The sequence below is a fragment of the Flavobacterium glucosi genome, from assembly GCF_048286535.1.
GTDB lineage: Bacteria > Bacteroidota > Bacteroidia > Flavobacteriales > Flavobacteriaceae > Flavobacterium.
Genome location: NZ_JBLVPK010000011.1, coordinates 19,989 through 44,847, shown reverse-complemented (window position 1 = coordinate 44,847; position 24,859 = coordinate 19,989). Strand labels below are relative to the sequence as shown.

The 24,859-nt window shown below is 36.2% G+C and carries 17 protein-coding genes and 1 tRNA gene; 13 read left to right on the top strand and 5 right to left on the bottom strand.

Going from position 1 to position 24,859, the window contains the following annotated elements; genetic code table 11:
* The first annotated feature begins 3 nt into the window (after window positions 1-3).
* Window positions 4-1,017: a M28 family metallopeptidase gene (locus tag ACNQGD_RS14735; RefSeq protein WP_417997444.1), complete on the top strand. Its 1,014-nt coding sequence runs from the start codon at window positions 4-6 to the stop codon at window positions 1,015-1,017.
* Window positions 1,018-1,396: 379 nt separating this feature from the next.
* Here ACNQGD_RS14735 and ACNQGD_RS14730 read toward each other — a convergent pair whose 3' ends face one another.
* From ACNQGD_RS14730 to ACNQGD_RS14710, 5 genes are all read right to left on the bottom strand, one after another.
* Complete coding sequence (locus ACNQGD_RS14730) at window positions 1,397-2,593, bottom strand: PAS domain-containing sensor histidine kinase (RefSeq protein WP_417995137.1); 1,197 nt, start codon at window positions 2,591-2,593, stop codon at window positions 1,397-1,399.
* Window positions 2,594-2,903: 310 nt separating this feature from the next.
* Window positions 2,904-2,979: transfer RNA gene (locus tag ACNQGD_RS14725), tRNA-His, on the bottom strand.
* A gap of 74 nt (window positions 2,980-3,053) precedes the next feature.
* The gene (bshB1, locus tag ACNQGD_RS14720; RefSeq protein WP_417999807.1) at window positions 3,054-3,770 is read right to left on the bottom strand and encodes a bacillithiol biosynthesis deacetylase BshB1; all 717 of its coding nucleotides are present in this window, start codon (window positions 3,768-3,770) and stop codon (window positions 3,054-3,056) included.
* A 107-nt stretch (window positions 3,771-3,877) separates the two neighbouring features.
* The gene (locus tag ACNQGD_RS14715) at window positions 3,878-4,966 is read right to left on the bottom strand and encodes an isochorismate synthase (RefSeq protein WP_417999806.1); all 1,089 of its coding nucleotides are present in this window, start codon (window positions 4,964-4,966) and stop codon (window positions 3,878-3,880) included.
* A gap of 47 nt (window positions 4,967-5,013) precedes the next feature.
* The gene (locus ACNQGD_RS14710; RefSeq protein ID WP_417999805.1) at window positions 5,014-5,442 is read right to left on the bottom strand and encodes a PaaI family thioesterase; all 429 of its coding nucleotides are present in this window, start codon (window positions 5,440-5,442) and stop codon (window positions 5,014-5,016) included.
* Window positions 5,443-5,579: 137 nt separating this feature from the next.
* Between ACNQGD_RS14710 and ACNQGD_RS14705 the strand changes: the two genes are divergently transcribed.
* The 12 genes from ACNQGD_RS14705 to ACNQGD_RS14650 all read left to right on the top strand — a co-directional run bounded on the left by ACNQGD_RS14705 (window position 5,580) and on the right by ACNQGD_RS14650 (window position 24,808).
* Window positions 5,580-7,106 carry a hypothetical protein gene (locus tag ACNQGD_RS14705; protein WP_417999804.1) on the top strand — a complete coding sequence of 509 codons (1,527 nt, stop codon included), beginning with the start codon at window positions 5,580-5,582 and terminating at the stop codon, window positions 7,104-7,106.
* A 224-nt stretch (window positions 7,107-7,330) separates the two neighbouring features.
* Entirely contained in the window at window positions 7,331-9,163 is a 1,833-nt protein-coding gene (locus ACNQGD_RS14700) for an endonuclease (RefSeq protein ID WP_417997449.1), read from the top strand.
* Window positions 9,164-9,254: 91 nt separating this feature from the next.
* Entirely contained in the window at window positions 9,255-12,929 is a 3,675-nt protein-coding gene (purL, locus tag ACNQGD_RS14695; protein ID WP_417997450.1) for a phosphoribosylformylglycinamidine synthase, read from the top strand.
* A 221-nt stretch (window positions 12,930-13,150) separates the two neighbouring features.
* Window positions 13,151-14,071, top strand: coding sequence for a DUF4238 domain-containing protein (locus ACNQGD_RS14690; RefSeq protein ID WP_417999803.1), 921 nt, complete (start codon window positions 13,151-13,153; stop codon window positions 14,069-14,071).
* 757 nt (window positions 14,072-14,828) lie between these two features.
* The gene (locus ACNQGD_RS14685) at window positions 14,829-16,604 is read left to right on the top strand and encodes an AMP-dependent synthetase/ligase (protein ID WP_417997454.1); all 1,776 of its coding nucleotides are present in this window, start codon (window positions 14,829-14,831) and stop codon (window positions 16,602-16,604) included.
* A 24-nt stretch (window positions 16,605-16,628) separates the two neighbouring features.
* Window positions 16,629-17,681, top strand: coding sequence for a proline iminopeptidase-family hydrolase (locus ACNQGD_RS14680; RefSeq protein WP_417999802.1), 1,053 nt, complete (start codon window positions 16,629-16,631; stop codon window positions 17,679-17,681).
* Between the two features lie 169 nt (window positions 17,682-17,850).
* Window positions 17,851-18,237 carry a hypothetical protein gene (locus ACNQGD_RS14675; protein WP_417999801.1) on the top strand — a complete coding sequence of 129 codons (387 nt, stop codon included), beginning with the start codon at window positions 17,851-17,853 and terminating at the stop codon, window positions 18,235-18,237.
* A 137-nt stretch (window positions 18,238-18,374) separates the two neighbouring features.
* The gene (locus tag ACNQGD_RS14670) at window positions 18,375-18,866 is read left to right on the top strand and encodes a MarR family winged helix-turn-helix transcriptional regulator (protein WP_417999800.1); all 492 of its coding nucleotides are present in this window, start codon (window positions 18,375-18,377) and stop codon (window positions 18,864-18,866) included.
* A complete protein-coding gene (locus ACNQGD_RS14665) occupies window positions 18,863-21,253 on the top strand; it encodes a 3-hydroxyacyl-CoA dehydrogenase/enoyl-CoA hydratase family protein (RefSeq protein WP_417999799.1) in 2,391 nt (796 codons plus the stop codon). Before ACNQGD_RS14670 ends, ACNQGD_RS14665 begins: the two co-directional genes overlap by 4 nt.
* Before the next feature lie 101 nt (window positions 21,254-21,354).
* On the top strand, window positions 21,355-22,536 hold the full coding sequence (locus ACNQGD_RS14660) for a thiolase family protein (RefSeq protein WP_417993707.1): 1,182 nt from the start codon (window positions 21,355-21,357) through the stop codon (window positions 22,534-22,536).
* Between the two features lie 81 nt (window positions 22,537-22,617).
* A complete protein-coding gene (locus tag ACNQGD_RS14655; RefSeq protein ID WP_417999798.1) occupies window positions 22,618-22,983 on the top strand; it encodes a four helix bundle protein in 366 nt (121 codons plus the stop codon).
* Between the two features lie 34 nt (window positions 22,984-23,017).
* On the top strand, window positions 23,018-24,808 hold the full coding sequence (locus ACNQGD_RS14650) for an acyl-CoA dehydrogenase family protein (RefSeq protein ID WP_417999797.1): 1,791 nt from the start codon (window positions 23,018-23,020) through the stop codon (window positions 24,806-24,808).
* Window positions 24,809-24,859: the final 51 nt, after the last annotated feature.

The window sequence follows — 24,859 nt, the reverse complement described above, 5'->3', positions numbered from 1 at the left end:
AACATGAAAAAAATCCCTTTATTAGGCTTACTGGTTGTCTTAACCACAAGCTGTACCACTCAAAAAATTAGTATCGCTAACACCGATCCTACAAAATACATGAATACAATTACCGCTGACGAGTTAAAGACACACCTTTACATAGTGGCTTCTGATGAAATGGAAGGCCGTGAAACTGGTTCTGCAGGTCAGAAAAAAGCAGGTGTTTACCTCATCGATCAATACAAAAAAAACGATGTTTCCTTTCCAACTGCTGCTTCTGACTATTACCAAAAAATACCAGCCGCTTTCCTAAATGCAAAACGCAATGAAAACCTACCGGATTCCGAAAACATTTGGGCCTATATTGAAGGTTCTGAAAAACCAAATGAAGTGCTGGTAATTTCTGCTCATTACGATCACGTAGGCACAAAAAATGGCGAAATTTATAATGGTGCTGATGATGATGGTTCAGGAACAGTTGCCTTACTTGAAATTGCTCAAGCATTCCAAATTGCCAAAAAAGAAGGACACGGTCCAAAACGCTCTATCCTTTTTCTTCATGTCACCGGTGAAGAACACGGCTTACATGGCTCCCGATATTATTCAGAAAATCCTTTGTTCCCATTAGCAAACACCATTACCGACATCAATATTGACATGATAGGCCGTCGTGATGAAGCGCATGCTGGTAGCAATAATTATGTATACGTTATTGGCGCAAACCGATTATCGACTGATTTACATAACATTTGCACCATTGCAAACGCTAAATACACTAATTTGGATTTAGATTATAAATACAACGATCCTAAAGATCCAAACCATTTCTACGAGCGATCTGACCATTACAATTTTGCTAAAAATGGCGTTCCCTCTGTATTCCTTTTTAATGGAGTTCATGCTGATTACCACAAACCAACAGACAGTCCGGACAAAATTGAATACGATGCTTTAGCAAAAAGAGCGAAATTTGCATTTGTAACCGCTTGGGAACTAGCAAACCGTACTCAAAGACCTATTGTCGATAAAAAATAGACTTCGTATTTGGGCACATCCACGCTTTCACTAGCGTTACAGCATGGTCGGGCTATACGTTACAATCTTTATTGTCTCATTAAAAAACGAGACAATAAAGGATTTCCACTGCTATCCCTTGTGCAAACCCCATAAAAAAAGAGCTTTGAATCACTTGAGGGCACTGAAAAAGTACCGCTAGAAAAAATTCCTACAAAATCTTGATGGGAAAACGGAATAAACGCTCTGAGAATCGCTTAATCAAGTTTAAAAACTTTTAAGTATGAAAATATAGCAAAGAGAAGGGCTTAAACTGATTTAAAGTTTAAGCCCTTTTATTTATAGGTAGTTTTTCAGTGCCCTCAAGTGATTCAAAGCTCTTTTTTTATCATTTATTGATTTAAATTCTTTCGTCAAATTCTATTTTATCTGCGCTATCAATTTTATGTAAAGGTTCCTCAAGAGGTAATGTAAAATAAAAAGAAGAACCAATTCCTTCCTCACTTTTAACCCAAATTTCACCATCATTTTTCTCTACAAATCCTTTCACCAATAACAATCCTATTCCCGCACCTTTGTTATCTTTCCTTGCTTTAGAAAGCGTACTCATTTGTGGAGTAAAAAGTTTACTTTGCACCTCTTTTGACATTCCAATTCCGGAATCCTTTATCTGAATTATTAATTTTTCTGCTTTAATTTTTGCTGAAACCGTAATTTCCCCTACGGGTAAAGAATACTTAATGGCATTAGAAATTATGTTTTGAACAATACAAAGCAACATTTTCCCATCTGCAAAAACACTTACATCCTTTTCTATTTCATTATGCAGATTTATGGAATTCAAAGAAGCCATTTCATGCAATGAGTCAAAAACCTTTTGCACATAATTAAAAGGCTTAATTTTTATCGGAGAGAATACTTCCGATGCATATTTTATTCTAGCCCATTCCACTAAATTGTCCAGCATGTTTAACTCATCTACTGCCGTTTTATGAAGTAAATCAAGCATTTCTTTTGCCGTATCTAATTCTAATCGGTCCAGATTTGTTTTTAAATATTCTGCCGTTCCGATAATTCCGGATAATGGACTTCTTAAATCATGGGAAACAATTGCAAGAACATTCTCTTTGTGTGTATTAAGATCTTCCAGTTCTTTTACATATTTTTTTATAGCATCCTCGGATTTCTTTCTCTCAGTCAAATCTCGCAGGATTTTGACATATCCTAACATCTCACCTTCAATTCCAATAAGCGGAAAAACCAAACCATAAGCATAAAACACACTCCTATCCTTACAAATGTGCCACCTGTTATCTGTAGCTCTCCCCTCTTTTAGTGCGGTTTGAATTTCTATTTGCGGAATCCCGTTTAGTATATCCTCTTCTGTAAAAATAATATCAAAATGCTGTCCTATAATTTCATCTGCCTCATGTCCAAATATTTTTGTTGAACCTGAACTCCAGCTATTTATTATAAATTCATTGTCCAGAGTAAAAATTGAATAATCTTGTAAACTATCTATTATTTGCCCATAAAATTCGGCAGTAGGAATGTAGTTACTTTTAAGAATTTTAGCATTAATTTTCTCGTTTTCCATTAAATTATGTAAATAATATTTAAAATTTTGAAAGCTTATTTTCGGTTGATTTAACTATGCAATGCGTTCAAAGATACACAAAAGAAATACGTTTTTTGTAAAACGCAAAATTTAACGTCTAACTGGAAAATGCATACTCTAAAAGCTATTGCCTCAATTTATTCGGTCATTAAATCCTGTCTCACTTCTTTGCTTGAACGGTACCACTATTTCGTTTAGCAATATTCAAGCCCGTATAGCAATGCCTGCAATCTCAGGAAAATTTATTCCACAAAAAAAGCTCCGAATTTCTTCGAAGCTCTTGCTTTCTGGGTGGAAGACGGGGCTCGAACCCGCGACCCTCGGTACCACAAACCGATGCTCTAACCAACTGAGCTACAACCACCATTTGCTTAGCGGTGGCAAATATACGACATAAGTTTGCTTCTGCAAATATTTTTTTTGAAAAATTACATGAAATTTACATCAAATCTCCTAAGCTATTGACTGCCAAATATCTTTCTACAGTAAAACCTTCCGCATGATCTACTCCTGTGAGCCTTCCTAAATCCCTGGAACGGTAATTCAGGCTTTCCAGGAAGTTTTTACTGGTAATTGGTGACTCTGGTTCATTGGAATTTACATCGTAAAACTGAGAACCGTAAGCCAATATAGACTCGATTTTTTTATCAGTGAAACCTGTAATATCAACTACAAAATCCGGTTCTATATTTTTCCATTGTATGTAGTGGTAGACTAATTTTGGTCGCCAAGCCGTTTGTTTCTCTCCTTCTAATGTAGTTTCAATCTTCATCAATCCTGATAAAAAACAGGCATCAGACACTAGTTTACTTCCTTTCGAATGATCAATATGACGGTCATCAATTGCATTACACAAAACAATTTCCGGTTGATACTTGCGAATCATTTTTATAATTTCCAACTGGTGCTTTTCATCATTGACAAAAAACCCATCACGCATTTCTAAATTTTCACGTACTGAAACACCCAGAATTTTTGCAGCAGCATTCGCTTCCTGATCTCTGATTTCTGCTGAACCGCGAGTTCCTAATTCGCCACGGGTCAAATCAATAATCCCAACTGTTTTCCCTAAAGAGATTTCTTTTAAAATGGTTCCTGCACAACCCAATTCCACATCATCAGGATGCGCACCAAAAGCAAGTATGTCTAATTTCATTAAAATTCGTTTTTATGTTTTTTCATTTAGTGTTTAAAGTTGCAAATTATCTGCAATCTATAACTGTTTATTTTTTTGCTTCTGTAATAAAAATCGCATTGCAAACACTACTGCAAATTCAATATTTTCTTCATTGTCGCAGATTTATTGACACTCTCTTTCCACTCTTTTTCAGGAATACTATCCTTTGTAATACCACAACCCATATACAAATGCGCCTGAGTCATTGCGCGTTTCGAATCAATCTTGATTTGCATACATCGCAAATTGACATACAAATCAGATTTTAATTCTTCTTTATTAAATCCCTCCTTGTTTAATTCCCCTAAAAAACCGGTATAGTATTCTCTGTCATAGCCTTCATTTTCTAAAATAAAGTCTTTGGCTGTCTCTTTTGGCAATCCGCACACGGCCGGTGTTGGATGCAAAACAGAAACTACTTGTTTCAAACTTGAATTCTCTTTTACTACCCCTTCAATGTCGGTTTTAATGTGTGCTAAAGTTCCTGCTTGTAAAGTGTAAGGACTCGAAACTGCCACTTCTGAGGTAAGATCCTTCAGATTGTTCAAAATAAAATCGGTAACAAACTGCTGCTCTTCTATTTCTTTTTTCTCCCAGACTACTTCTGTCGCACCTTGAATTTTTTGCGTTCCGGCTAATGCCATCGTATAAAAGGCATTATTGGTAGCCTTCAATAATCGCTCTGGTGTTGCACCCATCCATAATCCTATTTTTGGATGAAACCAACAATAGCAGAAAGCCGTTGGATAACTTTGAATTAATTTTTCGAAAATCGAAACTAAATCAAAGTTGGACAAATCAACGATTTCTTTCCTGGATAGAACCACTTTTTTCAAAGTCCCTTTTGCAATAGCATCAATCCCATTTTGAACAAGCATTTCAAAATGTTCTTTAGCTTGTTTATCTTCTAAATCTGTGAAATCAGAATCATCATTTTCTTTAAAAGAAGTTATCAGAGCTTCCCATTTTACAGATTGATTTTTAGGAATAAGAATCATTTGGCTGCCTTCAAAAGCAGCAAAAATAAAACCTGCTTCTTCAAAATTTTCAGCAAAATATAAATGATCATTATTCTGGAAAAAACCCACTAATTTGATATCATTTGGTTTTCTGTATAATACAAAAGGTAAATTTTGAGCTTTTTGTTGCTTTACTTTTATAAAAAAATCAATCATATACTACATTTTTAAAATGGATTTTAATAAAAAACGACAGTCTGTTCTTATTTTTTTTCTTTGGTCAAAACCATGTTCGTCAATTTGCAAAGCGACACCAAATTTCCTTGTTCGTCAGTAATTTTAATTTCCCAAAGATGCAGGCTTCTCCCTTTATGAATGATTCGTGCCGTTCCGAAAACAAATCCTTCGCGAATACTTTTTAAATGATTTGCCGAAATTTCGATTCCGCGTACCTCCTGCTCTTTGTCGTTAATAAAAAAATGAGACGCGGCGCTTCCCACACTTTCTGCCAAAGCCACCGAAGCACCGCCATGCAACAATCCCATGGGCTGATAAACGGATGAATTAACAGGCATTCTGGCCACTAGAAAGCCTTCGCCAGCATCTATGTATTCAATATTTAAGGTTTCCATCAACGTGTTTTTTGAAAACTGATTACAGTATTCAAGCATTTTATCTTTATCTAATGTCATAGAAGTGTCTTTAAAAATGTAAAAATAATTAAAAGATAAGTCACAAAATAATAAATACAATTGTTATTCTAAATTCAAATTTAAAATCGTTCCCAATACTATTAGATTTTTCCTATTTTTACAAAAAATCTAACTAAATGCGCCCCATTACATTACTGCTTTTTATTGGAATAGTGTTTTCTATTTTTTCCTGTCGTTCCGATTTTGAGACTGTAGCAAGCACTGGCGATTTAACATTTTCGAAAGACACCATTTATTTAGATACCGTTTTTACCAACATCGGTTCCAGTACCTACCGACTCAAAGTGTACAACAAAAGTAAAAATGACATTACTATTCCAACCATAAAATTAGGAAAAGGATTGAATTCAAAATACCGAATGACCGTTGATGGGATGCAGGGAACTGACGGGAAAATATTCACCAATGTTGATCTTCTTGCTAAAGACAGTTTGTATATTTTCATAGAAACTACTGCTAATAGTACTGACGCTAATCCAACGGATTTTTTATACACCGATCAAATTCAGTTTGACAGTGGCGAAAACCTTCAAAATGTGGAACTGGTAACGCTGATTCAAGATGCTGTTTTTCTGTATCCAAAGCGTTTTGCCAATGGAACTACTGAAACGCTTCCTATTGGAGACGAAAAAATTGATGGTTTTTATCTGGATGAAAATGATCCTGTAAATGGAAATGAATTGCAGTTTACTAATGACAAACCGTATGTGGTTTATGGCTACGCAGCTGTTCCTTCGAATAAAACGGCCACTTTTGAGGCTGGAACCCGAGTTCATTTTCATGCTAATTCTGGACTTATAGTAGCCAATAATGCATCAATAAACGTTAATGGAGCACTATCAACAACGGATAAACTAGAAAATGAAGTCATTTTTGAAGCAGACCGATTAGAACCTGATTTTTCGGATGTGCCGGGACAATGGGGAAGCATTTGGCTTACTGATGGCAGTACGAATAATACATTGAATCACCTCACAATTAAAAATGCAACCATTGGATTATTAGTTCAGAACAATGATGGCACAACCGTTTCTGTCAAAAACACTCAAATCTACAACAGCAGTACCTATGGAATTTTGGCGCAGACCGCAAAAATTAAAGGCGAAAATGTAGTTATCAATACTGCCGGATTAGCCAGTTTAGCATGTATGTATGGTGGAAATTATTCCTTCACACATTCTACCTTTAATAATAACTGGAACAGCTCACAACAAGTGGCGGTTTTGGTGAGCAATTACATTTTGGGAGCCGTTCCGGAAGTGAAAGATTTAACCGCAGCCACTTTTAACAACTGCATTATCTATGGGTCGTATTCTAACGAAATGAGTTTAAACAAAAAAACGGGAGCTACTTTTGAATACCAATTCAACAATTGCCTGATTAAATTTGACAACGTATCCAATCAATTTGCGACGAATCCTGATTATCAATTTAATACTGACACAGCACATTACAATGCGATACTTTTGAACAAGGACCCAAAATTCTTCAATATCTCATTGAACAAATTCAACATTGATGAAACTTCTGCCGCTTTCGCAAAAGGGAATTCGGCATATCTGATTCCGTTGGATATTATAGGAAACACGAGAACTTTACCGCCGGATTTAGGTGCGTATCAAAACAAAGTTTTTCCAAAATAAACAGCTGTCCATTTCGCTATGCCACATCATTAAATCGTTTATTTTTAAAATAAAAATTGATTTATGACAGCATAATATGTTAATAAAATCATAATTATCTTCATAATTCCTTAACATAACCCATCCGGAAAGTTATAAATTTGCATGTCTTCAATATTTTAAAATTTGAAAATCAAGTTTTTAAAAATTGAAACTAGCCCCAATAACCCAAACAAATTTAAATTATGAAAAAAATCTACTCTGTCTTATTAGTACTATTCGTCACAGCTGCCATAGCTCAAATACCAAGTGCCTATTATAACAACGCCACGGGAACTGGCTACACATTGAAAACACAATTATACAATATCATAAAAGGACATACTGATAACGGATATGCAGGTTTATATACCATATATCAAACATCCGACAGGGATTATTACTTTGAAAATGACGCCACAATTTTAGACATGTATTCTGAAAATCCTGCGGGAACAGATCCTTATAATTACTCGGCAGGAACAACACAAAGATGTGGAACGTACAGTGTGGAGGGCGATTGTTACAATAGAGAGCACATTATTCCGCAATCTACTTTTGGTTCAGCAGCCCCAATGGTATCTGACGCACATTTCATCACGCCAACTGACGGAAAAGTAAACGGACAACGTTCTAATTATCCACACGGACCGGTAACTTCTGCAACTTGGACCTCCTTAAACGGAAGCAAACTGGGAACAAGTACAACTTCGGGTTATTCCGGACCTATTTTCGAACCTATCAACGAATTTAAAGGTGATATTGCACGTATGTATTTCTATTTTGCTACCCGTTACGAGAATACAGTTGCAGGTTATTCTTATGCGATGTTCAATGGCTCGAGCAATCAAGTTTTCACAACTGCTTTTTTAAATTTATTGATCACTTGGCACAATCAAGATCCTGTTAGCACCAGAGAAATTGCCCGTAACAATGCTATCTATAATTCTCAAAATAATAGGAATCCATACATTGACCATCCGGAATATGTGCAGGCTATTTGGAACCCAACCGCTGATGCACAAGCCCCTACTACTCCAACGAATTTAGTAGCTAGCGGAACAACATCAAACTCCGTTTCATTAAGCTGGACGGCTTCTACTGATAATATTGGAGTGACTGGATATAATGTATACCTGAACAGCACTTTAAAAACGACTGTAACAGGAACAATGACGACTATCACTGGATTAACAGCTTCAACAGCCTATACTTTTTCTGTAAAAGCTAAAGATGCAGCCGGAAATGTTTCTGCTTCAAGCAATGTTGTCAATGTTACTACAACTGGCGGTGGTTCAACTGCTACCGATTTATTATTTTCTGAATATATTGAAGGCTCATCAAACAACAAAGCATTGGAAATTTCAAATGCAACTGGCGCAGCGATTAATTTATCGATTTACAGCATCAAAAAACAAACGAACGGTGCCGGTTCATGGAGTACAGGATTATCCCTAACTGGAACGTTGAATAACGGAAGTAAATTTACCATTGTAAATAGCCTAATGGCGTCCAGTTGTTATCCTACAAGTTCGGCTAATCTTTCTACATCAGCAACTGAAATGGCTTTTAATGGAAATGACCCTATCGGTTTATTCAAAAATGGCGTCTTAATTGACATCATTGGAACTTTTAACGGCGGAACAGCAAATTTTTCAGTTGATGAAACAATCAGAAGAAAAGCAACTGTTACCTCTCCTACGGCAACTTTCAATAAAACAACCCAATGGGATTCTTACGCTTCAGATACGTGTAACAATTTAGGAAGTCGTATGGTTGAAAAAACACCAAAAACCAGTTTGACTCTTGATATAAATGATATTGTTCTCTATCCAAATCCATCTAATGGAAATTTCGCTATCAACAATTCGAATAACGTGTATTCGATAGAAATTTATTCTATAATCGGTCAGAAAATTTTCAGCGAAGAAAACAGCATCAAATCAGAAATTACGCTACCAAATATCGTAAAAGGAACGTACTTGGTTCGGGTTACCATTGATTCAAATTCGGTCATCAAGAAATTAATAATCAACTAATTAGGAAAGCGGCAAATTGCCGCTTTTTTTTTACCCAAAATTTAATCTTAATTGACTAAATTTGCACCGCAATACAACAAACTACATAACAATGATCCATTTCTTTGAAAACCAAAGCAAAACTGTTTTTGCCGTACACACGCAAAACGAAATTTCGGCTCAAGACATTTCAAAACTCAACTGGCTTTTTGCCGATTCAAATAAAATAGAAAAATCCGTATTGACGGATTTTTTTGTTGGTCCTCGCGCCACTATGATAACGCCTTGGAGTACCAATGCAGTGGAAATCACCCAAAATATGGGCATTTCCGGAATCATTAGAATTGAAGAATTTCACAAAGCAACCGCTGATTTTTCTGATTTTGACCCGATGCTTTCGCAAAAATACGCCGAGTTAAATCAAGATATTTTCACTATCAACGTGCTTCCGGAAGCTATTTTGGACATCGATGATATTGCTGCTTACAACAAAAAAGAAGGATTGTCATTAAGTCCTGAAGAAGTGGAATATTTAGATAATCTAGCGATTAAATTAGGCCGTAAACTAACCGATTCTGAGATTTTTGGTTTTTCACAAGCCAATTCAGAACACTGTCGTCACAAGATTTTCAACGGAAAATTCATCATTGACGGGGAAGAAAAAGAGTCTTCTTTATTTAAATTAATCAAGAAAACATCTCAGGAAAACCCAAACGCTATTGTTTCGGCTTACAAAGATAACGTTGCTTTTGTAAAAGGGCCGCGTGTGCAACAATTTGCACCAAAAAGTGCTGACAAACCTGATTTTTATGAAGTAAAAGAATTTGATTCGGTTATTTCATTAAAAGCAGAAACACACAATTTCCCAACAACGGTAGAGCCTTTCAACGGAGCTGCAACGGGTTCTGGTGGAGAAATCCGAGACCGTTTAGCAGGTGGACAAGGTTCGTTGCCAATGGCAGGAACGGCAGTTTACATGACTTCATACTCTCGTTTAGAAGCCCCATTCGACTCCGCTCAGGGTAGTAGACCGTGGGAAAACGGTATGACCGAAAGAAAATGGTTGTATCAAACCCCAATGGATATTTTGATCAAAGCGTCAAACGGAGCTTCTGATTTTGGAAATAAATTCGGGCAACCATTGATTACAGGTTCTATCCTGACTTTCGAACACGAAGAAGACGCTCGTAAACTAGGTTTCGACAAAGTGATTATGCAAGCGGGTGGAATTGGTTATGGAAAATTAGATCAGGCGATTAAGAAAAAACCACAAACAGGCGATAAAATTGTTATCCTTGGTGGGGAAAATTATAGAATTGGAATGGGTGGAGCTGCAGTTTCTTCCGCAGATACAGGCGCTTTCAGTTCAGGAATTGAATTGAATGCCATCCAACGTTCGAACCCAGAAATGCAAAAACGTGCCGCCAATGCCATTCGTGGTTTGGTAGAAAGCGATATCAATCCAATTGTCTCGATTCACGATCACGGAGCTGGTGGACATTTAAACTGTCTTTCGGAATTAGTGGAAGATACTGGAGGATTAATTGATTTAGACAAATTGCCTGTGGGTGATCCTACCCTTTCGGCAAAAGAAATCATTGGTAACGAATCTCAGGAAAGAATGGGATTGGTTATTGGTAAGGAAAACATCGATTTATTGCAAAAAATTGCTGATAGAGAACGTTCTCCAATGTATCAGGTGGGAGACGTAACCGGAGATCACCGTTTTACTTTCGAATCAAAATCAACAGGTGCTAAACCTATGGATTTTGCCTTAGAAGACTTTTTTGGAAGTTCTCCAAAAGTAGTGATGACGGACAAAACTATCGAAAGAAACTATACTGATTTAGTATACGACAAGAAAAATATCTCCACGTATTTAGAACAAGTGCTTCAACTGGAAGCGGTGGCTTGTAAAGACTGGTTGACCAATAAAGTAGACCGTTGTGTGGGTGGCAAAGTGGCCAAACAACAATGTGCCGGTCCCTTGCAATTACCCTTGAATAATTGTGGTGTAATGGCCTTGGATTATCAAGGAATAGAAGGAGTTGCCACTTCGATTGGTCACTCTCCTGTTGCAGCATTAATTGACCCTGTTGCGGGAAGCAGAACGGCTATTGCAGAAGCATTGTCTAACATTGTTTGGGCTCCAATAAAAGATGGTTTAGACGGACTTTCATTATCTGCCAACTGGATGTGGGCGTGTAAAAACGAAGGGGAAGACGCTCGTTTATACGCCGCAGTACAAGGTTGTTCAGATTTTGCAATCGAATTGGGAATCAATATTCCAACCGGAAAAGATTCACTTTCCATGAAACAAAAATATCCAAATGAAGAAGTAATCGCGCCGGGAACGGTCATTATTTCAGCAGGTGGAAATTGTACCGACATTAGAAAAGTAGTTGAACCTGTGTTACAAAGAGACGGCGGTTCTATTTATTATATCAATTTATCGCAAGATGATTTCAAATTAGGCGGTTCTTCGTTTGCACAAACCTTGAACACTATTGGAAAGGAAGTACCAACGATTAAAGACGCTGCTTTTTTCAAAAGAGCCTTCAATACGATTCAAGAATTAATTCTTGACAATAATATTCTTGCGGGACACGACATTGGAAGTGGTGGTTTGATTACTACTTTATTGGAAATGTGTTTTGCCGATGTGAATTTGGGAGCTACAATAGATTTCTCTGTTTTCGAAGAAAAAGACATTATCAAATATCTTTTTGCTGAAAATATTGGAATTGTTTTTCAAGCAAAATCGGATGCTGAAGTGGAATATAAATTAGAATCAAATAAAGTTGCGTTCTACAAACTTGGAAAAGTGGTCGAAAACGGGGCATTAGACCTTGGACTTTTGACTTTTGACATAAAAGAATACCGGGATATTTGGTACAAAACTTCCTTTTTATTAGATCAAAAACAATCGAAAAACGGAACGGCTCAAGCACGTTTTGATAATTACAAAAACCAAGCGTTACACTATACTTTTCCAACACATTTTACAGGAAAAAAACCAGTTATTGACATCTCTAAGCCAAAACCTAAAGCCGCTATTATCCGTGAAAAAGGAAGCAATTCCGAGCGTGAAATGGCAAATGCGATGTACTTAGCCGGTTTTGATGTAAAAGACGTTCACATGACCGATTTGATTTCAGGTCGTGAAACATTGGAAGACATTCAGTTCATTGGCGCTGTTGGTGGATTCTCTAATTCAGATGTGTTAGGTTCTGCCAAAGGTTGGGCTGGAGCATTTTTATACAATGAAAAAGCAAAAACAGCTTTAGACAATTTCTTCAAAAGAGACGATACTTTATCTGTGGGAATCTGTAATGGTTGCCAATTGTTTATGGAACTGGAAGTGATTAATCCGGAGCATGAAGTACACGGAAAAATGCTGCACAACGAAAGTAACAAACACGAAAGTATTTTTACATCGGTAACCGTACAGGAAAACAATTCAGTGATGCTTTCTTCATTAGCAGGAAGTACACTTGGAGTTTGGGTTTCGCATGGAGAAGGAAAATTTAACTTACCAATGGGTGAAGAAAATTATAACATCGTTTCTAAATATGCCTATGAAGGCTATCCTGCTAATCCAAACGGTTCTCATTTTGACGTTGCGATGCTTTGCGACAAAACAGGACGTCACTTAGTTATGATGCCACACATTGAGCGTTCTACGTTCCAATGGAACTGGGCGCATTATCCAAAAGACCGTGACGATGAAGTTTCGCCTTGGCATGAAGCATTTGTCAATGCCAGAAAATGGATGGATAAAGAATAATTTTTTAATTACTATATTGAAAGCGTTCCTGAAAAGGAGCGCTTTTTTTATGGAATCAATTTAAAAGCCATTTTGACAATTTGTAAGATATTAATTAAAGTGTATATTTGAAAGTAATTCGCTACGCAGTAGCGTTTATCCACCCAAAATGAGATGTATATGCGCTATTTTGTAGCAGCTACATACAAGTTAGTGGCTATTTATAAACCAAACGCTACAAAATGACACAAATAAAAAAGAAACAACATTACGTTTGGAAAGAATACTTAATGTCTTGGTCTAATAAGGAACAAATTTTTACTTCATTTAAAAGTTCTGGTAAAATCTTCAAAACTAATCTTGATCGTGTAGTACAAGAACGTTTTTTCTATTCTTTGGAAGAATTCACAGAAGAAGAAGAAATTATTTTAAAAGAACTTATTACATTATGGAGTAATGAGATAGTTCGACCACTTATAATGGAATTTTATCACATAATTACATCTTTTTCTAAAATACATCGTGCCTTAAAAAATAAGGATTTAAGTTCAACAAATTCTGCTAAAATAGACAAAGAACTGGCTTTACTAAAAGCAAACACGATGGAAGATATGCATACGAGTTTCGAAAAACTTGGCGAAAAGCTAATTGGAATTCGAAAAGTTGAGGATTTAGAATTCCTTGATGAAGAACGGGAATTATTAACTACTATGATTTATATTTCTTTTCAATATCTCAGAACAAAAAATATGCAAGAAGTCATAAAACCAACAATCAATAAATACCCATATTTATCGAATAAATTCTTGAATTTTTTTCCGTTTATTTATGCACCACAAATAGCAGATTCATTAACATATGAAAAAAATATTAAATTCATTTTTTTTGATAATAAAACAGATATTGATTTTATAACAACTGATCAACCAATTATAAATGCCAAAAAACATGTAGTCAATGAAACTGGAGTTGTTACACAACTAGATTATTATTATCCGATAACACCAAAAATAGCTATTATAATTCATTATCAAGAACAAGAAGAAAAACGTAAATATATATTAATCGAAAAACAACAAGTAAATTATTATAACGATTTAATGATTAGTAATGCAAAAGAATTCGTTTTTTCAAGTACAGAAGAACAATTAATACACATTTAAACAGCCACTAACAGCTACAACGAATTTGGGCATTTGGCTTAATGGAAAGTCGGTTTTGTATTTGGGATGATTTGGCAAACCCCAGCCGCGCTGATATACCAAAATCGGTAGCGCATTCTATGATAAAAAATATTTTTTTGATACAGAAAGCATTCTCGAAAAGGAGCGTTTTTTTTATGGTACCTCAGATTGAGTTCCTATTAACTTTATACAGCTAAAAAATTCTGTTTAATACTATCCTTTTATACTACTAATCAATGGGTATCAAACTCGTGTACCATTTCGTTGGTCATAGACGGAAGGTTGGAAAACCCCTATGTACTTGATGCCATTGTGCCAACCTATCAAATTAGTAACAATACTATTAAACAGAATTTATATATTCTAAAACACTATACAAACCATTAATCACTTTCAAAAAACTGCCTTACAACGGTAACGTACTCTAGTGTAAAGTTACAACTTAGCTTTATAAAAAGCTACATTTTTGGGATTTTAATCAATCAAAAACAATTGTATTAACAAAATATAATATTCATTTGTAGGAGACAGAAGCAACGATTCTGTAGAGTAATCTATTAATCCAAAATTCATGCGACACGAACATTTTAGCTTAAAATCAGTCTATTAAACTTTATTTCTAGAAAACGTTTTCGTAAAATGGAATAATTCTGGTTTAATTTTCCATTTAATTTTTGAAAATTAAAAATTATTATTAATTTTTATTTAATTTGCGAGTCAATTCAACATTCGAATAATGACTTCTATAACCAGACTTTTTGATTTTCCCTATTATCAGCAAGATAAATATACTTCAATTCCAGATGCTTTAGCAACGAAGCAAAATGGAGTTTGGAAAAAAACTTCTACCCAAGAATACATCGCTAAAGCAAATGCTGTATCGAGGGCGCTCTTGAAAATGAACGTTCAAAAAGACGATAAAATTGCCATTATTTCTACTAATAATAGAACCGAATGGAATATTATGGATGTTGGTGTGTTGCAAACTGGTGCGCAAACCGTTCCTATTTACCCAACAATTTCCGAAGATGATTATGAATATATTCTGAATCATTCCGGTGCCATCTATTGTTTTGTGTCGGATGCAGAAGTACTTCGCAAAGTAAATTTGATCAAAGATAAAGTCTCAACACTTAAAGAAGTGTATTCATTCAACGAAATTGAAGGTTGTAAAAACTGGAATGAATTATTAATTCTAGGTGTAGACACGGGCAATCAAAGTGACGTTGAAGACCGTAAAAACAACGTAAAAACAGAAGATTTAGCGACTATAATTTATACTTCGGGAACAACAGGAAAGCCAAAAGGAGTTATGCTTTCGCATAAAAATATTGTCTCCAATGTGCTGGACAGTGCTTCGAGAATTCCTTTTGAAGCAGGAAAAAGCCGTGCGTTGAGCTTCCTTCCTATTTGCCATATTTTTGAAAGAATGATTTTGTATTTATACCAATATTATGGTGTTTCGATCTATTTTGGAGAATCAATCGATAAAATTAGTGACAATCTAAAAGAAGTAAGACCTACTGTCATCACGGCTGTTCCCAGACTTTTGGAGAAAGTATATGATAAAATCTACGCCAAAGGAACGGAGTTAACCGGCATCAAAAAGAAACTATTCTTTTGGGCGATTAATTTAGGATTAGTCTATGAGCCTTATGGCAAAAATGGAGTTTGGTATGAGTTCCAACTCAAAATTGCCCGCAAACTTATTTTCAGTAAATGGAAAGAAGGTTTGGGCGGAAACCTTGATTTGATGGTTTCCGGAAGTGCCGCTTTACAACCTAGATTAGCCAGAATTTTTGCCGCCGCAGAAATTCCGGTAATGGAAGGCTATGGCTTGACCGAAACGTCACCTGTAATCTCCGTTAATGACATGAGAAATCACGGTTTCAAAGTAGGAACTGTGGGCAAAGTAATTGATAATGTAGAAGTATTAATTGCCGAAGACGGTGAAATTCTTTGTAAAGGACCAAACGTAATGATGGGCTATTACAAAGATGAAAAACTGACCAATGAAGTCATTACAAACGGCTATTTCCACACAGGAGACATTGGAGTATTTGATGAAGACGGATTCTTGAAAATTACCGATCGTAAAAAAGAAATGTTCAAAACATCCGGAGGAAAATACATTGCGCCACAATTAATTGAGAATACGATGAAACAATCCCGTTTCATTGAACAAATAATGGTAATTGGTGAGGGACAAAAAATGCCGGCAGCCTTTATTCAGCCAAGTTTTGAATTTGTTAAAGAATGGGCGAATATTCACGGAATTGATGTTGGAAAAAGCAATGAAGAAATCGTCTCAAACGAAAAAGTTATAGCCCGAATTCAAGAAGAAATAGATACCTTAAATGAAAAATTTGGGAATTGGGAGAAAATAAAACGTTTTGAATTGACACCGGATATTTGGTCTATTGAAGGCGGGCAACTCACTCCTACTCTAAAATTAAAACGAAAAATAGTAATGGAGAAATATATTGATTTATTCCATAAAATTTACGGTTAGCATTTGATAAAACCCAACCAAAACATGAAACTAAAAACCCTAATTTGTTCCGTTATAAGCATATTATTTTTTTCTAATTGTCAAGAAAAAACAAAGGAAGATTCCATAAAAGCAAATTATTTAGACTTTTCCAAACGAGACGACCAGCTGACTGGGGGTATCAAAATGATTCCGATTAAAACACCAAAAGGCACTTTTAACGTTTGGACAAAACGAGTGGGCAACAATCCGAAAATAAAAGTATTGCTCTTGCACGGTGGACCAGGATTAACGCATGAACTCTACGAATCTTTTGATGGCTATTTCCCTAACGAAAGTATTGAATACATTTATTACGACCAGTTGGGATCCTATTACAGCGACCAACCTAATGATAATAGTTTGTGGACCAATGAACGTTTTGTAGAGGAAGTGGAGCAAGTACGAATCGCATTAGGCTTAGACAGTTCTAACTTTTACCTGATGGGACAATCTTGGGGCGGAATCCTGGCAATGGAATACGCTTTGAAATATCAAAAAAACCTGAAAGGCTTGATCATCTCCAATATGATGGCGAGTGCAGCGGAATATAATGCTTACGCAAAAGACGTGCTGGCACCACAAATGGATCCTAAAATCCTAAAGCAATTGCAGGATATTGAGAATAATAATGATTTTGATAATCCAAAATACAGTGAATTGCTTTTCAAACATTACTACACGGAACATATTTTGAGAATGCCTCTGGAGAAATGGCCGGAATCCATCAACAGATGTTTCAAGCACATTAACCCAAATGTATATGTGTACATGCAAGGCCATAGTGAATTTGGTATCACCGGAAACGCGACACTTAAAAATTGGGATGTCAAAGCCAGACTAAAAACCCTTACGGTTCCTACCTTGAGTATTGGCTCTAAATACGACACGATGGATCCCGAACACATGAAATGGATTGCTAACGAAGTACAAAACGGACGCTTTTTGTTTTGCCCTAACGGAAGCCACCTTTCACAATACGATGATCCTAAAACCTATTTTCCGGGCGTAATCAAGTTCTTAAAAGATGTAGATAGCGGGCAGTTTAGGAAAGGATAGACTTTATTCAAAATAATACAAACTCATCAATTGCTGATGAGTTTTTTTTTAAAAAATCTAAAACAAAAACACAATCGTAAATTCCATATTCAATTGTTTTTTAACACATTATATGTTGTTTTGTTATTTTTCAATACCTTTATTGTGTTAACCAATAAAACCAAACATTATGAATGTAAAAAGTTTTTTAGTTTCGGGCATTGTAGGTGGTATTGTCCAATTTCTTTTAGGATGGTTGTTTTACGGAATCCTATTTAAAAACTCATTCCCTACTAATGGAAATGAAAACATGCTGTTCATATTTTTAGGATGCATGACTTTTGGATTTTTCGTTTCCTACATTTTTACGAAATGGGCCGGGATTTCAAATGCGGCAACTGGTTTTAAAGCCGGCGCCGTTATTGGGTTATTCATGTCCCTATACAGTAATTTCTTTATGAATTCTATGACAGCTGCCATCAATTATCAAACTATGGGGTTAGATGTTGTAATCACTGTTGTTATGGCCGCATTAGTAGGCGCCGTAATTGCTCTGGTGAATGGGAAACTAAAATAAAATATAAAAACACACCGGTAAACTCCTCATTTTATGAGGAGTTTTTTAGTTTAAAGAAAAATTTGCAAAAAAATATTTTAATATATTATGCATGCATAGTATTTTTTTTATTATATTTGAAATCGATATAGTTACTTATGAAAGATAAAACAATAGATTATATTTTACGTGCCACCTGGCAAGCAGTAGCCAGAATGTACAATGAAGAAGCTTCTAAATATGATGCGAGCATGGCCACAGGTTTTGCCTTGTTGAGTATTGATAAGGAAGGTGGAACTCCTTCTACTTCTTTGGGGCCAAAAATGGGAATGGAAGCCACCAGCCTAACCAGAACCTTAAAATCTATGGAAGAAAAAGGCTTAATCATCCGAAAGAAAAACCCTGAAGATGGCCGTGGTGTATTGATTTACCTTACTGATTTTGGTAAAGAAAAAAGAGAATTATCTAAGAATACAGTGTTAAAATTCAATGAAACAGTGAAACAACATATTTCTGAGGAAAAGCTGCAACATTTTATTGAAGTGGCCGAAACCATCAACGAATTAATTCTAGAGAAAAATATATTTAATCACACGAACGCCAGCGAACTGGCGGAGCACACTGAAAAAACAAATACAAACGAAGTATGAAACGCACAATTAAAAAAGTTGCAGTAATAGGATCCGGAATTATGGGTTCAGGAATTGCCTGCCATTTTGCCAACATTGGAGTTGAAGTGTTACTATTGGACATTATTCCAAGAGAACTTACCGAAGCGGAAGCTAAAAAAGGCCTCACTTTAGAAAGCAAAATTGTAAGAAACCGATTGGTGAACGAGCATTTAGCCAATTCATTAAAATCGAAACCCTCTCCTATTTACAATCACAGATTTGCCAACAGAATCACAACAGGAAATACTACAGATGACATGGCTAAAATTGCCAATGTCGATTGGATTATTGAGGTTGTGGTGGAACGTTTGGACATCAAAAAAATGGTTTTTGAGCAAATTGAAAAATTCAGAAAACCGGGAACTTTGGTAACTTCAAATACATCTGGAATTCCAATTCATTTTATGAGTGAAGGAAGAAGTGACGATTTTCAAAAGCATTTCTGTGGGACACACTTTTTTAACCCTGCGCGTTATTTAAAATTATTCGAAATCATTCCTGGTCCACAAACAGCAACAGAAGTTTTGGATTTCCTTACGGATTATGGTTCAAAATTCTTAGGAAAAACTTCGGTAGTTGCCAAAGACACTCCGGCATTTATTGGGAACCGAATCGGAATTTACGGAATTCAGAGTTTGTTTCATTTGGTAAAAGAAATGGGGTTGACGATTGAAGAAGTGGATAAATTGACTGGTCCGGTTATCGGAAGACCTAAATCAGCGACTTTCAGAACAGTTGACGTGGTTGGATTGGATACTTTGGTACACGTTGCCAACGGAATCTACGAAAACTGTCCAACTGACGAACAACACGATTTGTTTAAATTACCTGATTTTGTCAACAAAATGATGGAAAACAAATGGTTAGGAAGCAAAACAGGTCAAGGTTTTTATAAAAAAGTAGACAAGGATATTTTGTCTTTGGACTTAGACACTTTAGAATACCGTCCGGCTAAAAGAGCTTCTTTTACTACATTAGAACTGACAAAAACGATTGATAAACCAATTGACCGTTTTAAAGTTTTGGTAAAAGGAAAAGACAAAGCGGGAGAATTCTATAGAAAAAGTTTTGCGGGAATGTTTGGGTACGTTTCGAACAGAATTCCTGAAATCACAGATGAATTATATAAGATTGACGATGCGATGAAAGCCGGTTTTGGATGGGAAAATGGTCCATTCGAAATTTGGGATGCCATTGGTGTCGAAAAAGGAATTGAAATCATGAAAGCGGAAGGTTTAGCACCAGCTGCTTGGGTAAATGATATGTTGGCTTCTGGAAGTTCCAGTTTTTACACTATTAAAGAAGGCGCTACTTTTTTCTACAATATCCCTACAAAATCACAAAATAAAGTTCCGGGACAGGATGCCTTTATTATCCTGAACAACATTCGCGAAAGCAAAAAAGTGTGGAGCAATAGCGGAGCGATTATACAAGATTTAGGAGACGGCATTTTGAATTTAGAATTCCAATCTAAAATGAATACCATTGGTGGTGATGTTTTGGCAGCCATTAATAAAGCAATTGATTTATCTGAAAAAGAATATCAAGGTCTCGTTATTGGAAATCAAGCGGCGAATTTCTCTGTTGGAGCCAATATCGGAATGATATTCATGATGGCAGTCGAACAAGAATACGACGAATTGAACATGGCTATCAAAATGTTCCAAGACACGATGATGCGCGTGCGTTACTCTGGAATTCCGGTTGTGGTTGCACCACACGGAATGACTTTTGGAGGCGGTTGTGAAATGAGTTTACATGCTGATAAAGTAGTTGCCGCAGCGGAAACGTACATGGGATTAGTGGAGTTTGGTGTTGGCGTAATTCCAGGCGGGGGCGGATCGAAAGAAATGGCCTTGCGTGCAGCGGATTTATTTCATAAAAATGATGTCGAGTTGAACGTATTACAAGAATATTTCTTGACTATCGCTATGGCAAAAGTGTCTACTTCGGGTTACGAAGCTTTTGATACCGGACTTTTACAACAAGGAAAAGATATTATTGTAGTCAACAAAGACCGTCAAATTGCCGAAGCGAAGAAACACGCTTTACTGATGGCCGAAGCCGGTTACACACAACCGATTCGCAGAACGGATGTGAAGGTATTAGGAAAACAAGCTTTAGGTATGTTTCTAGTAGGAACGGACCAAATGGAAGCCGGAAAATACATCTCGGAACACGATAAAAAAATTGCTAATAAACTAGCCTATGTTATGGCTGGTGGTGATTTATCAGAACCAACGTTAGTAACGGAACAATATTTATTGGATATTGAGCGGGAAGCTTTCTTGTCATTGTGTACAGAAAGAAAAACGTTGGAACGAATTCAGTTTATGTTAACCAAAGGAAAACCGTTGAGAAATTAGAAAATAGAATAAAGAACTAAGAAGCAAGATTTCAAAACTGAGTTTTGTCTTTTCTCTAGCCTCTTGTTTCTTCTTTCTAAAATCTTTAAAAAATAAAAAATATGAAAACAGCCTATATAGTAAAAGCATACAGAACAGCCGTGGGGAAAGCCCCAAAAGGAGTGTTCAGATTTAAACGTCCTGATGAATTGGCAGCCGAAACGATTCAGTTTATGATGAATGAGTTGCCTGATTTCGACAAAAAACGTATTGATGACGTAATGGTAGGAAATGCCATGCCGGAAGCAGAACAAGGGCTAAACGTGGGAAGATTGATTTCCTTAATGGGATTAAAAATCGAAGATGTTCCGGGTGTAACCGTAAACCGATATTGCGCGTCAGGATTAGAAACAATTGGTATGGCTACAGCCAAAATCCAGTCTGGAATGGCAGATTGTATTATTGCCGGTGGAGCCGAAAGCATGAGTTTTATTCCAATGGGAGGGTACAAACCGACTCCGGATTATGCTGTTGCAAAAGCGGGAAATGAAGATTATTATTGGGGAATGGGATTGACTGCTGAAGCGGTTGCCAAACAATTCAATGTATCTCGTGCCGATCAAGATGAGTTCGCTTACAACTCACACATGAAAGCTCTGAAAGCGCAGGCTGAAGGTAGATTTGACAAACAAATTGTTCCTATTACAGTGGAACAGACGTTTATCAATGAAAATGGTAAAAAAGAAACTAAATCGTATGTCGTTAATAAAGATGAAGGTCCTAGAGCTGGAACTTCTGTAGAAGCGTTAGCAGGTTTAAGACCAGTTTTTGAAGCGAACGGAAGCGTTACTGCAGGAAACTCTTCTCAAATGAGTGATGGAGCGGCATTTGTTCTCATCATGAGCGAAGAAATGGTAAAAGAACTAAACCTTACTCCTATCGCACGTTTAGTCAACTTCGCTTCGGCTGGAGTGGAACCAAGAATCATGGGAATTGGACCTGTAAAAGCAATTCCAAAAGCATTGAAACAAGCGGGATTGACGTTGAATGACATAGATTTAATTGAGTTAAACGAAGCTTTCGCCTCACAAGCATTAGCAGTAACGAGAGAACTAAACTTAAATCCTGATATTATCAATGTCAATGGTGGAGCGATTGCATTAGGCCACCCACTGGGTTGTACGGGAGCAAAATTGTCTGTTCAATTATTCGACGAAATGAAACACAGAGGAAGCAAATACGGAATTGTAAGTATGTGTGTGGGAACCGGACAAGGCAGTGCTGGGATTTATGAACTGCTTTAATTTATTTTAAAAAGGTAGAAAGAAACAAGAAGCAAGATTTTAAGATATAATTTTAGTAGCAATTAGAATTAAAAAAGACAAATGAGACACAACTTCAAGAATTTGAAAATTTGGAATTTAGCAATGGATATCACGAATGATATTTATAAACTTACTTCTATATTTCCAAAATCTGAAATATATGGTCTAGTTAGTCAAATGAATAGATGTTCCGTTTCGATCCCCTCAAATATTGCAGAAGGTTCGAATAGAGGAGATAAACATTTTCAGCATTATTTAAATATAAGTTTAGGTTCATCATTTGAGTTACAAACTCAATTGCTAATTGCTTGTCAAAATGATTATTTATCGAAAGAAAAAACAGATCTAATAGAAAATAAAATAATTGAATTTCAAAAGATGACAACAGGTTTCATAAATAAGTTAGACAACAATCTTTCTTCTTGATTCTTTCATCTTTTATCTAAAAAAACAAAAAAAAATGAGCGACAAAACAAGAGGAGGTCAATTCCTGGTTAAAGAAACAAAGTGCGAAGATATCTTTACTCCTGAAGATTTTTCAGAGGAGCAATTAATGATGCGGGACTCTGTAAAGGAGTTTGTGGATAAAGAATTGTGGGCACACAAAGATCGTTTTGAGAAAAAGGACTATGCGTATACACAAGAAACCATGAAAAAAGCGGGTGACTTAGGACTTCTTGGAGTTGCTGTGCCTGAAGCGTATGGTGGATTAGGAATGGGATTTGTTTCTACAATGTTGGTTTGCGATTACATTTCGGGAGCAACGGGATCCTTCTCAACCGCTTTTGGAGCACATACGGGAATTGGAACCATGCCAATTACATTATACGGAACTGAAGAACAAAAACAAAAATACGTTCCTAAATTAGCCTCTGGAGAATGGTTTGGCGCGTATTGTTTGACAGAACCAGGCGCAGGATCTGATGCTAATTCTGGAAAAACAAAAGCCGTTTTATCGGAAGACGGAACGCATTACAAAATTACAGGACAAAAAATGTGGATTTCGAATGCTGGATTTTGTTCTGTATTCATTGTTTTTGCACGTATTGGGGATGATAAAAATATTACTGGTTTTATCCTAGAAAACTCCGCTGATAACGGAATTTCTATGGGTGAAGAAGAGCATAAATTAGGAATTCGTGCTTCTTCTACGCGTCAGGTTTTCTTTAGTGAAACGAAAGTTCCTGTAGAAAACATGTTGTCAGAAAGAGGAAACGGTTTCAAAATCGCAATGAATGCTTTGAACGTAGGTCGTATCAAATTAGCCGCAGCTTGCTTGGACGCTCAAAGAAGAGTGATTGCAAGTTCTGTTCAGTACGCTAATGAAAGAATCCAGTTCAACACTCCAATTTCTCAGTTTGGTGCGATTCGTGCAAAATTAGCAGAAATGGCAACGAGCTGTTATGCTGGAGAAAGTGCTTCTTACCGTGCTGCAAAAGACATTGAAGATAGAATCTCCGCTCGAGAAGCGGAAGGTGTTTCACATCAAGAAGCGGAACTAAAAGGAGTTGAAGAATATGCTATTGAATGTTCCATCCTTAAAGTGGCCGTTTCTGAAGATATTCAAAACTGTGCTGATGAAGGAATTCAAATCTTTGGTGGAATGGGATTCTCTGAAGACACTCCGATGGAAAGTGCTTGGAGAGATGCCCGAATTGCACGTATTTACGAAGGAACAAATGAAATCAACAGAATGCTTTCTGTAGGAATGTTGATAAAAAAAGCAATGAAAGGACATGTTGATTTACTTGGACCTGCATCAAAAGTACAAGAAGAATTAATGGGAATTCCATCATTTGAAACTCCTGACTATTCTGAATTGTTTGCAGAGGAGAAAGAAATGATTGGCAAATTGAAAAAAGCTTTTTTAATGGTTGCTGGTGGTGCTGTTCAAAAATACGGTCCGGATTTAGATGCACACCAACAATTATTGATGGCAGCTTCTGATATTTTAATCGAAATTTATATGGCTGAAAGTACTATTCTTAGAACGGAGAAATTAGCCAAAAAAGAAGGAGAAAATAAAGTACAGGAGCAAATTGCAATGGCAAAATTATATTTATACAAAGCGGTAGATATCGTTACTCAAAAAGGAAAAGAAAGTGTCATCTCATTTGCTGAAGGCGATGAACAACGTATGATGTTGATGGGTTTACGCCGTTTTACAAAATACACGAACATGCCAAATATTGTAGGATTAAGAGAAACAATTACAACAAAATTAGTAGCAGAAAATGAATACTGTTTCTAATTAGAAGATAGTTTTTAGTAATTTTATTTGTTAAAAAACCGCCTTGTTCCT

Excerpts from the sequence above, each read along its gene's own strand:
- ACNQGD_RS14735 (WP_417997444.1), top strand. The coding sequence starts at position 4 with ATGAAAAAAATCCCTTTATTAGGCTTACTGGTTGTCTTAACCACAAGC.
- ACNQGD_RS14730 (WP_417995137.1), bottom strand. The coding sequence starts at position 2,593 with ATGGAAAACGAGAAAATTAATGCTAAAATTCTTAAAAGTAACTACATT.
- bshB1 (WP_417999807.1), bottom strand. The coding sequence starts at position 3,770 with ATGAAATTAGACATACTTGCTTTTGGTGCGCATCCTGATGATGTGGAA.
- ACNQGD_RS14715 (WP_417999806.1), bottom strand. The coding sequence starts at position 4,966 with ATGATTGATTTTTTTATAAAAGTAAAGCAACAAAAAGCTCAAAATTTA.
- ACNQGD_RS14710 (WP_417999805.1), bottom strand. The coding sequence starts at position 5,442 with ATGACATTAGATAAAGATAAAATGCTTGAATACTGTAATCAGTTTTCA.
- ACNQGD_RS14705 (WP_417999804.1), top strand. The coding sequence starts at position 5,580 with ATGCGCCCCATTACATTACTGCTTTTTATTGGAATAGTGTTTTCTATT.
- ACNQGD_RS14700 (WP_417997449.1), top strand. The coding sequence starts at position 7,331 with ATGAAAAAAATCTACTCTGTCTTATTAGTACTATTCGTCACAGCTGCC.
- purL (WP_417997450.1), top strand. The coding sequence starts at position 9,255 with ATGATCCATTTCTTTGAAAACCAAAGCAAAACTGTTTTTGCCGTACAC.
- ACNQGD_RS14690 (WP_417999803.1), top strand. The coding sequence starts at position 13,151 with ATGACACAAATAAAAAAGAAACAACATTACGTTTGGAAAGAATACTTA.
- ACNQGD_RS14685 (WP_417997454.1), top strand. The coding sequence starts at position 14,829 with ATGACTTCTATAACCAGACTTTTTGATTTTCCCTATTATCAGCAAGAT.
- ACNQGD_RS14680 (WP_417999802.1), top strand. The coding sequence starts at position 16,629 with ATGAAACTAAAAACCCTAATTTGTTCCGTTATAAGCATATTATTTTTT.
- ACNQGD_RS14675 (WP_417999801.1), top strand. The coding sequence starts at position 17,851 with ATGAATGTAAAAAGTTTTTTAGTTTCGGGCATTGTAGGTGGTATTGTC.
- ACNQGD_RS14670 (WP_417999800.1), top strand. The coding sequence starts at position 18,375 with ATGAAAGATAAAACAATAGATTATATTTTACGTGCCACCTGGCAAGCA.
- ACNQGD_RS14665 (WP_417999799.1), top strand. The coding sequence starts at position 18,863 with ATGAAACGCACAATTAAAAAAGTTGCAGTAATAGGATCCGGAATTATG.
- ACNQGD_RS14660 (WP_417993707.1), top strand. The coding sequence starts at position 21,355 with ATGAAAACAGCCTATATAGTAAAAGCATACAGAACAGCCGTGGGGAAA.
- ACNQGD_RS14655 (WP_417999798.1), top strand. The coding sequence starts at position 22,618 with ATGAGACACAACTTCAAGAATTTGAAAATTTGGAATTTAGCAATGGAT.
- ACNQGD_RS14650 (WP_417999797.1), top strand. The coding sequence starts at position 23,018 with ATGAGCGACAAAACAAGAGGAGGTCAATTCCTGGTTAAAGAAACAAAG.